Below are 15,575 nucleotides of genomic sequence, written 5' to 3'. Positions count from 1 at the left end.
AGGGAAAAAAGGTGAAAGAAAAGCCTATCAACTGATAGGCTTGTACTCTTTAATAACACGTAATGTTTGTAATGTCATATCTTCAGGACCTTGTACAGGTAAACCTGCTTCTAAATTTTTACGAATATACTCTAAGTTATCTTGTGTAATAATTTCCCCCGGAGTAAAGATTGGAATCCCTGGTGGATAAACCATAACAAAATCAGCTATAATACGACCTGCCGCATTTTCAAATGGAATGACTTCTGTTTCTGAATAAAAAGCATCTCGTGGAGAAAGTGCTAGCACCGGTATTTCTGGAATTTCTACTTGTACTTGAACACCTTTATCTGCCCTATTTCTAAATGTTTCCGCTAAATCTTGTAATGCTGCAATAAGCGTATTTGTATCGCTTTCTGTATCTCCAAAAGTGATAAGACATAGTATGTTGTATAAATCGGAGAGTTCTACTTCAATGTTATATTGCTCTCTAAGCCATACTTCAGCCTGATGGCCGGTAATACCTAAATCTTTCACAGACACAATTATCTTTGTAGGATCATAGTTAAAAGTAGCGTCTGTACCTAACATTTCTTTTCCAGGACAGTAAAGGTGCTCAATAGCATTTATAGCATCACGAACATGTTCAGCTAATTGTATTGTTTGTTCTATGAGCGCTGTTCCTTCTGTAGCAAGACGTTTTCTTGCTACATCAAGAGATGCTAATAAGATGTAAGAAGTTGATGTAGTCGTAAGCATGCTAATAATAGATTGAACATGTTTTACGTTCACAAGACCTTCTTTCACATTAAGAATAGAACTTTGAGTTAAAGAGCCTCCTAATTTGTGAACACTTGTTGCTGCCATATCTGCACCAGCTTGCATCGCTGACATCGGTAATTCATCGTGAAAATGAATATGAACACCATGAGCCTCATCGACTAGTACAGGGATATCGTACGAATGTGCTAATTGTACAATCTGTTCTAAGTCTGCAGCAAAGCCAAAGTAGGTTGGATTAATAACAAGTAAGCCTTTGGCATCTGAGTGTTCTTCAAGTGCTTTTTTGACAGATTGAATTGTAATTCCATGAGAAATACCAAGTTTTGGATCGATTTCAGGATGCATGAAAATAGGTTTTGCACCTGAGAAAATAATAGCTGACATTACTGATTTATGCACGTTTCGTGGTACTAGGATTTTGTCACCAGGACCGCAAACGCTCATCACCATTGTCATAATAGCGCCACTTGTACCTTGAATAGAAAAGAAAGTATGATCTGCACCAAATGCAGCAGCAGCTAAATCCTGTGCTTCTTTAATCATACCCTTTGGATGATGTAAATCATCGAGTGGCGCAATATTAATTAAATCAATTGCTAATGCGTTATGCCCAATAAATTCGCGAAATTCAGGATCCATGCCCTGTCCTTTTTTATGACCAGGAATATGGAATTGGATTGGATTTCGCTTACTGTGCTCAACTAAAGCGGTAAACAATGGTGTTTCGTATTGGGACAATCTATACACCCCTTCTTTTTTGTAATATTTATTAGAATTTGTTTTATATGATTTCATCTCATTCTAAAAGGAAAGTAAGGTAATTAACTTTTAAAACGAGACTTGTTTTCCTGCCATTCACAAAATCCTTTTGGATGGTAGTCACACTTTATTTTCTATAAAACAAAAGCATTATATCACCAATAATTATAGATGTATATAAAAAAATATTTTTATGGTGAGTATGTGTAATAGTTATTTCCAAGTCAACTCATAGAGGAAGACAATTCCATTAAAATGAATAAATAGTGTATAATGCAGAGTGGCTATAATGAAGAATAAAAAATTTTCTTTAAGATAGCATAATGAAACACGTAGAAATGATAAATGAGGTGCAAAATGGAATATCAATATCCGTTAGATTACGATTGGTCAAATGAAGAAATGGTTGCCATTGTGAAGTTTTATGAAGCAATTGAGAAGGCATATGAAAAAGGAATTAGAAGAGAAGAATTAATGGGATTATATCGTCGTTTTAAAGAGATTGTTCCATCAAAAGCAGAAGAAAAGAAAATTGATAAAGAGTTTCAAGAAGTAAGTGGATATTCTATATATCGTACTATTCAAAGGGCGAAAGAAGTCGAAGAACAAAAGCTTGTAAAAATGTAAAAATATTTTGAAAAATAAAAACTGAAGTGATATAATGTGATAACAACTAAAAACGGACAATATAAATTGTCCGTTTTCTACTATCGATTACAAAGTGCATATAAAGGAAGGAGTGATTGCATCGTAGATTCAATCTTAGCAAGGAATTGTTCGTTGGTCATTGCTGAAAACTCCTCTGGTGATATATGAATACCAACTAATAGTTCTGCTTTTTTCACAGTAGCTAAACGTTCAATCATCTTTTGTAAGTCTTCTGTTTCAAGCGTTTTATGCAATTTTACACTTGGTTTAGTATGGTCAATGGACCAAACGAAGTCATTTGGAATATTTGTTTTTAAATCATTTAAATGTTCTAAGAAGGCGTGAGCCGTCTCCACTTTTTGTGGACACTCATAGATTAAACCAAAGTATATGAAGGCGTGAGTACCCCATAAACCAATTTGAAAATGTGGTAGCATTTTATATCCTCGTTTATTTGTTGAAAAAGCAACCCAAGTATCGTTTGGTGGATTGACTTTGCGGCGTGCATGTTTTGCGACATGATAAAAAAAGTTCTCATCAGTTTGTTTGGATAAATACTCTGAAAACTGTTCCCCTAAAGCTTCTAGCTTAGGATGAATGTTCGTTTTAATTGCAATCATTCGTTCTTCGAGACCATCAACTGTAAAGACATCAAAATCAGTTGATTTGAATGTTTGTAGTGTCATGATTGTTCCTCCAACTCCTATTTTGTTTTTATTTTAGCATAGCTTGTACTATTCATAAAAAAAACAGCACAAAAAAATTTAAATAAAAAAATATAATTTTGTTGCATAGATGATTTATCCAACATAGTATAGTATAAAACAAAAAATCAGAAAATTGAATTAATTCTAGTCCGAGGGCAGACGAATATTGGGAGGAGGCAAATAATATGAGACAGGTGATTAATGCGTTAAAGAGAACAGATGCTGAAAAGAGAATACCGGTGCTACGTTTGGAGCTAGATTATGAATTAGCAACTTTATATGATGCAATGATGGAGGATGACAAACAGAAAAAAGAAGAGTGCGTACAAAAATTAGAAGTGTTGAGACTTGAAATGATTCGTTTAGAAGCGTAATAATAGTATATGTATAAAAAATTAGTTGGTGCGAACCTTATAAAGGGTTCGTTTTTTCTGTGAACAGTATAGATCGGAGTGTTTAAACATGCAAGAGGTATGGAAAGATATCGATGCACACGCCAAACGGTGGATTCGAGATGCAGGAGAGCGCTTAATGGCATCACTGAAACAAGCACTTATTATAGAAACGAAATCAAATGCAGCTGATTTAGTAACAAACATGGACCGGGAAATAGAACAGTATTTAATTGGGAAAATTAAAGAAACATTCCCAACCCATAATATTTTAGGAGAAGAAGGCTATGGAGATGAGATAACTTCTTCTGACGGGGTTGTTTGGTTAATTGATCCAATTGATGGTACAATGAATTTTGTACATCAAAAAAGAAATTTCGCAATTTCAATTGGAATTTATGAGAACGGTATCGGAAAAATTGGTCTTATTTATGATCCTGTTCATGATGAATTATATCATGCGGTAAAGGGAGTTGGAGCGTTTTGTAATGATACGCCAATTCCTCTATTGGAAAAAGGAACAGTAGAGAATGGTATTATAGCTTTAAATGCGATATGGCTTACCGACAATCCATTGCTTAATATGGAAAGTATGATGGCACTTGTTAAGAAAGCAAGGGGTACGAGATCATATGGCTGTGCAGCATTAGAAATGGTATACGTTGCAACGGGAAGAATAGATGCATATGTAACGCCGAGATTATCACCATGGGATTTTGGTGGGGGGCAGATCATAGTTGAGGAAGTTGGAGGAAAGGTGACAACATTCTCCGGAGCTCCGCTGTCTATTATAGAGAAAAGCAGTGTATTAGTTGCAAAACCGGGAGTATATGAGGAAGTATTATCATTTATATCGCAGTAACAAAAAAAGTAAGAGGCTATATACAAGCTTCTTACTTTTTAACATTATTGCGATTTACGCATTTTTCTTTTTGTTACAAAACCATATCCAACTGTAACAAATGTGCCGATAATGCAAATAATAATACCAATGGGACTATTTTCAGCAACCATAATGCCGATACCGATTAAGAAAATAACACCGATAATTGCAGTTAATAAAAAGCGATATTGAATGTGTTCCATTTCTTCACCCTCCAATCTCATTTTACTTTCACAAAAGTAAGAATACAACTATATTTTCATTCTTGATTTTATTTTGATTGCCATTGTATCCCCTTCGCTCTTATAATAGAGAAGGATTAAAAAGACATTAGGAGTTGGACATGTTGAAAAAACGACAAGATTTACGAAATATAGCAATTATTGCCCACGTTGACCATGGTAAAACAACACTTGTTGACCAGTTATTACGTCAAGCGGGGACGTTCCGTGCGAATGAACATATTGAAGAACGCGCAATGGACTCAAATGATCTAGAAAGAGAACGCGGTATTACAATTTTAGCGAAAAATACTGCGATTCACTATGAAGATAAAAGAATTAACATTTTAGATACACCTGGTCATGCGGACTTCGGTGGAGAAGTAGAACGTATCATGAAAATGGTTGATGGTGTTCTACTTGTTGTTGATGCATATGAAGGTTGTATGCCACAAACACGATTTGTTTTAAAGAAAGCTCTTGAGCAAAACTTAACACCAATCGTAGTTGTAAACAAAATTGACCGTGACTTTGCTCGCCCTGACGAAGTAGTTGATGAAGTTGTTGACTTATTCATCGAGCTTGGTGCAAACGAAGATCAATTAGAGTTCCCAGTTGTATTTGCATCAGCAATGAACGGAACAGCAAGCTTAGATTCAAATCCAGCAAATCAAGAAGAGAATATGAAATCATTGTTTGACACAATTATTGAACATATTCCAGCACCAGTGGATAACAGTGAAGAGCCACTTCAATTCCAAGTAGCACTTCTTGATTACAATGACTACGTTGGTCGTATCGGAGTTGGACGCGTATTCCGCGGTACTATGAAAGTAGGACAACAAGTTGCATTAATGAAGGTTGACGGAAGTGTAAAACAATTCCGTGTAACGAAATTATTTGGTTACATTGGATTAAAACGTCAAGAAATTGAAGAAGCAAAAGCTGGAGATTTAGTAGCTGTTTCAGGTATGGAAGACATTAACGTTGGTGAAACAGTATGCCCAGTTGAGCATGAAGAGGCTTTACCATTATTACGTATTGATGAGCCAACACTACAAATGACATTCCTTGTAAATAACAGCCCATTTGCAGGTCGTGAAGGTAAATACATTACATCTCGTAAAATTGAAGAGCGTCTTCGTTCACAATTAGAAACAGATGTAAGTTTACGTGTAGATAATACAGATTCTCCTGATGCGTGGATCGTATCTGGACGTGGTGAGTTACATTTATCTATCCTAATTGAAAACATGCGTCGTGAAGGTTATGAACTACAAGTATCTAAACCTGAAGTAATTATTAAAGATGTTGATGGCGTAAGATGTGAGCCTGTAGAGCGCGTACAAATCGATGTGCCTGAAGAATACACTGGTTCTATTATGGAATCAATGGGTGCACGTAAAGGTGAAATGTTAGATATGGTGAATAACGGAAACGGTCAAGTTCGCCTTACTTTCATGGTTCCAGCACGTGGTTTAATTGGTTACACAACAGAATTCTTAACATTAACTCGTGGTTACGGTATTTTAAACCATACATTCGATTGCTACCAACCAGTACACGCTGGACAAGTAGGTGGACGTCGTCAAGGTGTTCTAGTTTCACTTGAAACAGGAAAAGCATCACAATACGGTATTATGCAAGTTGAAGATCGCGGTGTAATCTTCGTTGAACCAGGTACAGAAGTATATGCTGGTATGATTGTTGGAGAACATACACGTGAAAATGATTTAACAGTTAACGTTGTAAAAATGAAACAACAAACTAACATTCGTTCTGCAACGAAAGACCAAACTTCAACAATGAAAAAACCACGCTTAATGACTTTAGAAGAGTCATTAGAGTACTTAAACGATGACGAGTTCTGTGAAGTGACTCCGGAATCAATCCGTCTACGTAAAAAGATTCTTGATAAGAGCGAGCGCGAAAGAGCTGCTAAGAAAAAGAAATCTGTAGAAGCGTAAAAACAAAAAAACAACTACCTTTCCAAAAGGTAGTTGTTTTTTTGTTTTATTTATTTTTAGAATATTTATTCTTTTTTGTGGACAGTATTTTTTTTGCGAGTTACTCTTGTATTAAGTGTATAAAGAAAACTTGTTTTTATAGCTAGGGGGGAAGAGTGTGTTAGAAAGGATGTCTTTTTTTGCTAAATTATGTAAGGTGGATGAAAATCCAGAATTAGGAATGTGGTTACTTTATGGAACGATTATTATATTAAGTGCTCTCGTTTATAATTTAGGATTTGCTAGAAAATTATCTGTACTAAAAAATATCGTGATATATATTTCTTTAGCAATTGGATGTACAGTGTTAACCTTTTTTGCTGTATTTTTACCTGTTGGGGAGGGGCTTGTTGTAGCAGCAATTGTACTAGGAATTTATAGATTGCGCTTACGTCAAGCAAAACAAGAAAAAGTAGGATGAGGGGGAATTAATGACATGCGTTCAGTACAAGATGCACTATATAATTGGTTAACGATTAAAACAGTTGCGGAAGCACGCCCCGATGATAGTGCTGCGAAAGAAACGTATTTGTTATTTCAAAATATGATATATGAAGAACATAAATTAAGAGATGTGGAAGTTAAAAAGAATGAGGAAATGTATTTGATTACATATGAAATTGATGGGGAAAGAAAATCTGTGAGATTTCCATTAGAAGCTATTGATTGTTTTTTGGATCAGATGAATCGTGAACCTGAAAAATATAAATAAGTCCTTATCGATATGATTAAGGACTTATTTATATTTTACCAATCGTCTTCAACTTTTTTATCACGGTATAATCGGAAATTACCACTTGCATGACGTTCCATCGTACGCTCTGCAATTCGTTCCGAACATTCCATGCACATATATGTATGAATAGGGCGATTACGCAGTTTTTTTGCCGTAGGATTTTCGTCATCTAACATATCTTTTTTATCACAGATCATACATTTGACTCTCATTTCGTCACCTCAATACGAATTCTATCGGTATAAGTATATCATGGAAGTATGATGTTTTTGAATAATAGGAGGAAAAAATAATATTTTCGCAATTCGAAAAATAAGTTATGATAAGGATATATTAAGTATATTTGGAGGTGGAAATATGGCGAATGTAGTAGAGCCTACATTAACAGATGATTTAGTACAAACGTTCCGTAAAGAATGTATTGTTATGGTAGCAACAACAGATTTCGAAAAACAAGTTCCTAACGTAAGTGCTATTTCTTGGGTGTATGCAGTGAGTGAAACTAGTATTCGATTTGCGGTAGATCAACGTTCACGTATTGTGGAAAATATAAGGCGCAATCCGGGAGTGGTATTGACTATAATGGCGAATGGATCCGTATTTTCCATAAGTGGTGCAGGTGAAATTTTGACAGATAGAATGGAAGGCATTCCTCTAAAATTAGCTGTAATAGAAGTAAGTGTGCAAGAAGTACGTGATGTTATGTTTTATGGAGCAAAACTTGCAATTGAACCAAAATATGAAAAAACATACGATCTTCGGGCAGCAAAAAAACTGGATAACCAAGTGTTGGTAGGGATAAAAGAATTATAAGTGAGATGAATAAGAAAATTGTTCATTAACTTTTGGAATCAGTTATTGTGATTTAACGTTAATAATTAAAATTAAAAGTAATATATTGAATAGAAATGAATAAAAAATAAAGAAAAGGTTTAATTGCTATAATTTTCGATTCTACCTCGTTTATACGGTACATATAATTATAACAATGGTTCGTCCATATTTTATGGATGAAACCCTTGTTCTACAAATTTAAAAGTGGAGTCAGGGGGTAACAGGTTGGATAAAATTTATGTGTTAGATACGAATGTACTTTTGCAGGATCCTTTATCTATTTTTTCATTTGAAACCAATGAAGTAGTGATTCCGGCAGTTGTATTAGAAGAGGTTGATTCGAAGAAACGTTATATGGACGAAGTAGGACGAAATGCTCGTTATGTATCTAAGTTAATAGATAAATTTCGTGAAATAGGAAAGCTGCATGAAAGTATTCCGCTAGAAAACGGCGGTACATTTCGTATTGAATTAAATCATCGTTCATTTGTTCAACTACAAGATATTTTTGTAGAAAAAACAAATGATAATCGAATTTTAGCAGTAGCGAAAAATCTATCTTTAGAAGAACAAGAAAAAGAGGACGGGAAGTCTGTTATTTTAGTAAGTAAAGACGTGCTCGTAAGGGTAAAAGCTGATGCAATTGGATTGAAGGCTGAAGATTATTTAAGTGATCGCGTAATTGAAGTAGATAATATATATTCAGGTTTTTTAGAAGGGTATATATCAAAAGAACAATTGGATTATTTTTATGAAAAAGGTGAATTACCTTTATCTGAAATTGCAAATCATCCTTTTTATCCAAATCAGTTTGTGGTAATGAAGGATGCACTTGGGGGTTCTAGTTCTGCACTTGGCATTGTAGATCACTTAGGTAAGAAGGTGAAGAAACTTATTTTTCACAATGAGCAAGTGTGGGGGATACGACCACGAAACGTGCAGCAAATAATGGGATTAGAATTGTTGCTTCGCGAAGATATTCCGCTTGTAACGTTAACGGGGAAAGCTGGTACAGGAAAAACGTTACTTGCGTTAGCTTCGGGATTAATGCAAACGGAAGATTTAGGGTTATATAAAAAATTACTTGTTGCAAGACCAATTGTTCCAGTCGGAAAAGATATCGGTTATTTACCAGGAGAAAAAGAAGAAAAGTTAAGACCATGGATGCAGCCGATTTTTGATAATCTAGAGTATTTATTTAATACGAAAAAGCCAGGGGAATTAGATGCTATTTTAGCTGGAATGGGTTCGATTGAAGTAGAGGCTCTTACTTATATACGTGGCAGAAGTATTCCAGACCAATTCATTATTATTGATGAGGCACAAAATTTAACGAAGCATGAAGTGAAGACGATATTAACGAGAGTAGGAGAGAAAAGTAAGATTGTATTAATGGGAGATCCTCAGCAAATCGATCATCCATATTTAGATGAATATAATAACGGTTTAACATACGTTGTCGAGAAATTTAAAGAGCAACGTATTAGTGGTCATGTAAAGTTTGTTAAAGGGGAGCGCTCGAATTTAGCTCAACTAGCAGCGGATTTATTGTAAAAAGGAGTGAGCTTCAGCTCACTCCTTTTTTTCTTTCAAGTATACTCGTTAAATAATTGTGAATTTACGGATGTTACGGATTGGATTTTGTCTATTAGATCCATCATTGAAATATAGATGTACAGGTCCGTCCTCTTTTAATGGTTTTCCTTCTTTTGAAAAACCAAGAATGGCCTTGTTGACCGTTTCTAATGGAAGTGTAATGATAGTATCTACTGTTTCAATTTCAACTTGCATAGCGTCCTCTAAAATTTCGGCGTTAGCAAGAAATGGATGAAATGGTATACCAAATGTCCCAGTAATCAGCTGTTCTTTTTTATATTTCTTTACACTTTGTTGTATTGGCGGGAAGGCAGCACCATCACGGATTTCACGATCCCAATGTTCTGAAGTGTTCTTTAAGTAAGCTTCTAGTTCAGACGTGTTTTCTCTAGTTTCATCAAAGTAAGTTGTCAAATCTACTTTTCGATCGTCAAAAATCCAAACAGTTGGATCAATAGTGATTGGAAAACGTACTTTTCCATTAATAAATAAAATTTCGCTCATTGTTGTTCCCCCATTTGTGTTATACTCCCACTTTTCAGTATAATAGTATTAGACACTGTTGTCACAAAAAATGTTTCTATTGCAATTTATTAAAACAATCGCTAATATTAATAGATATGAGAGAGTAGGACGGAAACGGAGGGAATCAATTTGGCGTCTGAGACAGTATCAAATCATCAGGAAAAGGCACTAGCCCTTCTACAAGCGGATGCAGAGAAGATTTTAAGACTTATTAAGGTGCAAATGGACCATCTTACAATGCCGCAATGTCCATTATATGAAGAAGTTTTAGACACACAAATGTTTGGACTATCCCGCGAGGTCGATTTTGCGGTTCGCCTTGGTCTTATTGCAGAAGAGCAAGGGAAAGCAATGTTAGGAGAGCTCGAACGTGAGTTATCTGCACTTCATGAAGCATTTACAAACAAACAACAATAACGGGTTCAAATATGGGGGCTCAAACTAAAACAGTTTGAGCTTTTTATTTGTATAATAAAGCAGGAAGAACGTATATACATATGGAATACAACAATAATTAATTTGAAACAGAGAGAGGAAATGAAATGAAAAGAATATGGAAATCAATGGATTATTCATTATTACTTCCTCTTGTTATTTTATGTGTGCTGGGAGTCATAATGGTATATAGTTCTAGTTCCATTGTTGCGATTTCGCGGTTTGATAAACCAGCAAATTTCTTTTTTAAAAGACAATTACTTACTTTAGCTGCTGGGACAATGGTATTAATAATTATGGCTATTATCCCATATAAAGTGTGGAGAAAACGAATTTTCTTATTGGGGAGTTACGGTGCTAGTGTTGCCTTATTAGCGGCAGCAGCCTTTTTCACTAAGAAAGTAAATGGTGCAAATGGATGGATATTTGGAATACAGCCTGCGGAATTTGTAAAGATAACAGTTATTCTCGTATTGGCTCATTTTTTTGCGAAAAGGCAAGAAACAAATACGTCCGTTTTCAAAGGATCGGGACCGGTACTTTTAGGTATTGGTTTAATCATGTTTTTAATTTTAAAGCAAAATGACTTAGGTACCGATATGTTAATTGCGGGAACGGTAGGAATCATGTTTCTTTGTTCAGGAGTTAGTGTTAATTTATGGATAAAAAGATTCTTATTAACGTCTGTAGTATGGGTCCCAATATTGTATTTTATTGGGAATTATAAATTGAGTTCATACCAAAAAGCGCGATTTTCAGTTTTTCTGGATCCGTTTAACGATCCTCAAAATGATGGATTCCAATTGGTAAATTCATTTATTGGAATTGCTTCAGGTGGGTTAAATGGTAGGGGGTTAGGGAATAGTGTGCAAAAGTATGGATACTTACCAGAGCCCCAAACGGATTTTATTATGGCGATTATATCTGAAGAACTAGGCTTTATAGGTGTAGCTATCATTTTAATCTGTTTATTGTTAATTATCATTCGCTCATTTAGAGTGGCGCAAAAGTGTACAGATCCATTTGGAAGTTTAATAGCCATCGGAATTGCAAGTTTGTTTGGAGTTCAAACGTTTATCAATGTCGGTGGTATGTCTGGATTAATACCGCTTACTGGGGTACCGTTACCTTTTGTTAGTTACGGCGGAAGTTCCTTGTTAGCTAATCTACTTGCGATGGGGATATTATTGAATATTGCTAGTCATGTGAAAAGACAAGAAAAACAACAAAATGAGTTAGTTAAAGAAAGAGAACAAGGTGGACCGCATCTTGTAGTTGTAAAATAAAAACACATTGTGCTGTAGAGCACAATGTGTTTTTTTATTTAAAGTAATTTCAAATGTGATATATTAATTGTTTTTATATCCGAAAAATATATCACATTAAAACAAATGTGATATACAATTAGGTTGTTCGAAAAGGAAGAGGTATGCTATACTATTTTTGTGAAACAAATTGCACAGAAAACTTATCATTTGTTAAAAAATAAGGTATGATGGATAAAAATAAAGTGAAACTTTCTAAGTATAATATAATGTGGAAAGTGAAGAACTTCACGCTTTTTATGGTGTGTATATATTTTATCTCTAAAGTGGTAGGAAAGTAGAGGGGGAAAATCATGACAAAGCTGCAACGTATTCAAAAAGTATTGGTAGCTAACCGTGGAGAGATTGCAATTCGTGTGTTTCGAGCTTGTTCGGAACTTGGATTAAAAACAGTTGCAATCTATTCTAAAGAGGATAGCGGTTCTTATCATCGCTATAAAGCCGATGAGTCCTATTTAGTTGGGGAAGGGAAAAAGCCAATTGATGCTTATCTAGATATTGAGGGCATTATTGAGATTGCGAAAAGCAATCATGTAGATGCAATCCACCCTGGATATGGTTTCTTGTCAGAAAATATCCAATTTGCAAAACGTTGTGAAGAAGAAGGAATTATCTTTATTGGTCCGAAAAGTGAGCATTTAGATATGTTTGGAGATAAAGTGAAAGCAAGAACACAAGCGCAGCTAGCACAAATTCCGGTTATTCCTGGTAGTGATGGCCCAATAGATTCAATAGAAGAAGTCGAAGAGTTTGCTGAAAAGTATGATTACCCGATTATTATTAAAGCGTCCCTTGGTGGTGGCGGTCGAGGTATGCGTATAGTACGAGCTAGTGAAGAATTAAGAGAATCGTATAATCGCGCGAAATCAGAAGCAAAAGCAGCCTTTGGTAATGATGAAGTATACGTTGAAAAATTCGTTGAAAAACCTAAACATATAGAAGTACAAATTTTAGCAGATGAAGAAGGCAATGTTGTTCACTTATTCGAGCGTGACTGTTCTGTGCAACGTCGCCATCAAAAAGTTGTCGAAATCGCACCAAGCGTTTCGCTTTCAGATGATTTGCGTCAACGTATTTGTGAAGCTGCTGTGAAGTTAACGAAAAATGTAAACTATTTAAACGCAGGAACGGTAGAATTTCTTGTAAAAGGTGATGAGTTTTACTTCATAGAAGTAAACCCACGTGTTCAAGTTGAACATACGATTACAGAGATGATTACAGGAGTGGATATCGTTCAATCGCAAATTTTAATAGCTGATGGACATGCATTACATAGTAAAATGGTAGGTGTTCCGAAGCAAGAAGAAGTGGTTGTGCACGGATTTGCAATCCAATCTCGTGTAACGACTGAGGACCCACTAAATAATTTTATGCCGGATACAGGAAAAATTATGGCGTACCGATCAGGCGGTGGCTTTGGTGTTCGTCTTGATACAGGTAATAGTTTCCAAGGTGCAGTTATTACACCGTACTACGATTCTTTACTTGTAAAAGTTACGACTTGGGCTCTTACTTTTGAACAAGCTGCTGCAAAAATGGAACGTAACTTAAAAGAATTCCGTATTCGTGGTATTAAAACAAATATTCCATTCCTAGAGAATGTAGTAAAACATAAAAACTTCTTATCAGGAGAATATGATACGTCGTTTATTGACGCGTCACCTGAACTGTTCTTATTCCCGAAACGTAAAGACCGCGGAACGAAAATGTTAAATTACATTGGTTCAGTAACAGTAAATGGTTTCCCGGGAGTAGGGAAAAAAGAGAAACCAATTTTCCCGGATGCTCGTATACCAAATGTAGTACACTCAGAGCCGATACAAAATGGAACAAAACAAATTTTGGATGAGCGGGGAGCGGATGGATTAGTAAAGTGGGTTCAAGATCAAAAACGTGTACTTTTAACTGATACAACATTCCGTGATGCGCATCAGTCACTACTTGCAACTCGTATTCGTACAAAAGATTTACATCAAATTGCAGAGCCGACAGCGAGAATGTTACCGAACTTATTCTCAGCGGAAATGTGGGGCGGTGCAACGTTCGATGTTGCGTATCGTTTCTTAAAAGAAGATCCATGGGAACGATTACTAGATCTTCGTGAAAAAATGCCGAATGTTTTATTCCAAATGTTACTTCGCTCTTCAAACGCAGTTGGTTACAAAAACTATCCAGATAATTTAATTCAAAAATTTGTGGAATGTTCTGCTCAAGCTGGCATTGATGTATTCCGAATTTTTGATAGCTTAAACTGGGTAGAAGGTATGAGAGTTGCGATTGATGCTGTACGAGATACTGGCAAAATTGCAGAAGCGACAATGTGTTATACAGGAGATATTCATGATCCGTTACGTAGTAAATATGATTTGAATTATTATAAAAACTTGGCGAAAGAATTAGAAGCATCAGGTGCTCATATATTAGGTATTAAAGATATGGCAGGTTTATTAAAACCTAATGCTGCATACGATTTAGTTTCTGCATTAAAAGAGACAGTATCGATTCCGATTCACTTGCACACACATGATACGAGCGGAAACGGTATATTAACGTATACGAAGGCAATTGAAGCGGGTGTTGATATTGTCGATGTAGCGGTGAGTTCAATGGCAGGTCAAACGTCACAACCAAGTGCGAACACACTATACTACGCATTAGGCGGAAATGAAAGACAACCAGATGTTAATATAGATTCATTAGAAAAACTATCTCATTACTGGGAAGATGTACGCAAATACTATGCACCGTTTGAAAGTGGTATGAATGCACCTCACACAGAGGTATATATGCACGAAATGCCGGGTGGGCAGTATAGTAATCTTCAGCAACAAGCAAAGGCGGTTGGTTTAGGAGATCGCTTCGATGAAGTGAAAGTAATGTACCGTCGTGTGAATGACATGTTTGGAGACATTGTAAAAGTAACGCCATCTTCAAAAGTTGTTGGTGATATGGCATTATTTATGGTTCAAAACCATTTGACAGAACAAGATATTTTAGAGCGTGGACATGTTTTGGATTTCCCAGGATCTGTTGTTGAAATGTTCTCTGGTGATTTAGGTCAACCGTACGGTGGTTTTCCGAAAGAATTACAAAAGATTATTTTAAAAGGGAAAGAGCCGTTAACAGTAAGACCGGGTGAATTGTTAGAGCCAGTAGATTTTGATGCTTTAAAAGAAGAGTTATTCCATAAACTTGGACGCGAAGTAACGATTTTCGATGTAGTTGCGTACGCGTTATATCCGAAAGTATTTATGGACTACGAAAAAGTTGCTGAGATGTATGGTAATGTATCTGTGCTTGATACACCGACATTCTTCTATGGTATGAGACTTGGTGAAGAAATTGATGTGGAAATTGAGCAAGGTAAAACATTGATGGTTAAACTAGTATCAATTGGAGAACCTCAGCCGGATGGAAATCGTATTCTTTACTTAGAATTTAACGGACAACCACGTGAGATTGTTGTGAAAGACGAAAGTGTGAAAGCAACAGTTGCACAACGTGTGAAAGGAAACCGTGAAAATCCAAACCATATTAGCGCAACGATGCCAGGAACGGTTATTAAAGTAGTTGTAAAAGAAGGCGATGAAGTGAAAAAAGGCGATTCTATGGCAATTACAGAAGCGATGAAAATGGAAACGACAGTTCAAGCGCCGTTCAATGGTAAAGTGAAGAAAGTATATGTTAACGATGGTGATGCAATTCAAACGGGTGATTTACTTATTGAATTAGATCACTAAAATAAG

The 15,575-nt window shown here is 35.7% G+C and carries 16 protein-coding genes; 11 read left to right on the top strand and 5 right to left on the bottom strand.

What is annotated here, in order from left to right; translation table 11 throughout:
- Positions 1–27: 27 nt before the first annotated feature.
- The gene (gene speA / locus JDS92_RS04080) at positions 28–1,500 is read right to left on the bottom strand and encodes an arginine decarboxylase (protein WP_000084886.1); all 1,473 of its coding nucleotides are present in this window, start codon (positions 1,498–1,500) and stop codon (positions 28–30) included.
- A gap of 378 nt (positions 1,501–1,878) precedes the next feature.
- Between speA and JDS92_RS04075 the strand changes: the two genes are divergently transcribed.
- Complete coding sequence (locus JDS92_RS04075) at positions 1,879–2,148, top strand: UPF0223 family protein (RefSeq protein WP_000456544.1); 270 nt, start codon at positions 1,879–1,881, stop codon at positions 2,146–2,148.
- 80 nt (positions 2,149–2,228) lie between these two features.
- Here the strand turns inward: JDS92_RS04075 and JDS92_RS04070 are convergent, their stop codons facing one another.
- Positions 2,229–2,855, bottom strand: a complete 627-nt coding sequence (locus JDS92_RS04070; RefSeq protein ID WP_199631533.1) for a YktB family protein — start codon at positions 2,853–2,855, stop codon at positions 2,229–2,231.
- A 206-nt stretch (positions 2,856–3,061) separates the two neighbouring features.
- Here JDS92_RS04070 and JDS92_RS04065 point away from each other — a divergent pair, with 206 nt between their 5' ends.
- Positions 3,062–3,250, top strand: coding sequence for a hypothetical protein (locus tag JDS92_RS04065; RefSeq protein ID WP_001250164.1), 189 nt, complete (start codon positions 3,062–3,064; stop codon positions 3,248–3,250).
- An 88-nt stretch (positions 3,251–3,338) separates the two neighbouring features.
- Positions 3,339–4,130, top strand: coding sequence for an inositol monophosphatase family protein (locus JDS92_RS04060; protein ID WP_001158712.1), 792 nt, complete (start codon positions 3,339–3,341; stop codon positions 4,128–4,130).
- 44 nt (positions 4,131–4,174) lie between these two features.
- Here the strand turns inward: JDS92_RS04060 and JDS92_RS04055 are convergent, their stop codons facing one another.
- Positions 4,175–4,354: a DUF5325 family protein gene (locus tag JDS92_RS04055; RefSeq protein ID WP_000400129.1), complete on the bottom strand. Its 180-nt coding sequence runs from the start codon at positions 4,352–4,354 to the stop codon at positions 4,175–4,177.
- A 140-nt stretch (positions 4,355–4,494) separates the two neighbouring features.
- Between JDS92_RS04055 and typA the strand changes: the two genes are divergently transcribed.
- From typA to JDS92_RS04040, 3 genes are all read left to right on the top strand, one after another.
- On the top strand, positions 4,495–6,339 hold the full coding sequence (typA, locus tag JDS92_RS04050; protein ID WP_000914753.1) for a translational GTPase TypA: 1,845 nt from the start codon (positions 4,495–4,497) through the stop codon (positions 6,337–6,339).
- A 157-nt stretch (positions 6,340–6,496) separates the two neighbouring features.
- A complete protein-coding gene (locus tag JDS92_RS04045) occupies positions 6,497–6,799 on the top strand; it encodes a YlaH-like family protein (RefSeq protein ID WP_000893661.1) in 303 nt (100 codons plus the stop codon).
- A 15-nt stretch (positions 6,800–6,814) separates the two neighbouring features.
- Positions 6,815–7,090, top strand: coding sequence for a hypothetical protein (locus JDS92_RS04040; protein WP_001258146.1), 276 nt, complete (start codon positions 6,815–6,817; stop codon positions 7,088–7,090).
- 35 nt (positions 7,091–7,125) lie between these two features.
- Here JDS92_RS04040 and JDS92_RS04035 read toward each other — a convergent pair whose 3' ends face one another.
- Positions 7,126–7,326, bottom strand: a complete 201-nt coding sequence (locus JDS92_RS04035; protein WP_002093346.1) for a YlaI family protein — start codon at positions 7,324–7,326, stop codon at positions 7,126–7,128.
- 145 nt (positions 7,327–7,471) lie between these two features.
- Here JDS92_RS04035 and JDS92_RS04030 point away from each other — a divergent pair, with 145 nt between their 5' ends.
- Positions 7,472–7,927, top strand: coding sequence for a pyridoxamine 5'-phosphate oxidase family protein (locus JDS92_RS04030; protein WP_000024575.1), 456 nt, complete (start codon positions 7,472–7,474; stop codon positions 7,925–7,927).
- Positions 7,928–8,173: 246 nt separating this feature from the next.
- The gene (locus tag JDS92_RS04025; RefSeq protein ID WP_000358079.1) at positions 8,174–9,502 is read left to right on the top strand and encodes a PhoH family protein; all 1,329 of its coding nucleotides are present in this window, start codon (positions 8,174–8,176) and stop codon (positions 9,500–9,502) included.
- Positions 9,503–9,550: 48 nt separating this feature from the next.
- Here JDS92_RS04025 and JDS92_RS04020 read toward each other — a convergent pair whose 3' ends face one another.
- On the bottom strand, positions 9,551–10,048 hold the full coding sequence (locus JDS92_RS04020; RefSeq protein ID WP_097880919.1) for a hypothetical protein: 498 nt from the start codon (positions 10,046–10,048) through the stop codon (positions 9,551–9,553).
- A 150-nt stretch (positions 10,049–10,198) separates the two neighbouring features.
- Between JDS92_RS04020 and JDS92_RS04015 the strand changes: the two genes are divergently transcribed.
- The 3 genes from JDS92_RS04015 (at position 10,199) to pyc (ending at position 15,569) form a co-directional block, all read left to right on the top strand.
- Positions 10,199–10,486, top strand: a complete 288-nt coding sequence (locus tag JDS92_RS04015; RefSeq protein ID WP_000135695.1) for an Fpa/YlaN family protein — start codon at positions 10,199–10,201, stop codon at positions 10,484–10,486.
- Between the two features lie 125 nt (positions 10,487–10,611).
- Entirely contained in the window at positions 10,612–11,790 is a 1,179-nt protein-coding gene (locus JDS92_RS04010; RefSeq protein ID WP_199631532.1) for an FtsW/RodA/SpoVE family cell cycle protein, read from the top strand.
- A gap of 332 nt (positions 11,791–12,122) precedes the next feature.
- Complete coding sequence (gene pyc, locus JDS92_RS04005) at positions 12,123–15,569, top strand: pyruvate carboxylase (RefSeq protein WP_199631531.1); 3,447 nt, start codon at positions 12,123–12,125, stop codon at positions 15,567–15,569.
- Positions 15,570–15,575: the final 6 nt, after the last annotated feature.

This window comes from Bacillus cereus group sp. N12, assembly GCF_016483575.1.
Classification (GTDB): domain Bacteria; phylum Bacillota; class Bacilli; order Bacillales; family Bacillaceae_G; genus Bacillus_A; species Bacillus_A toyonensis.
This window is presented reverse-complemented; position numbering and strand designations above follow the sequence as displayed.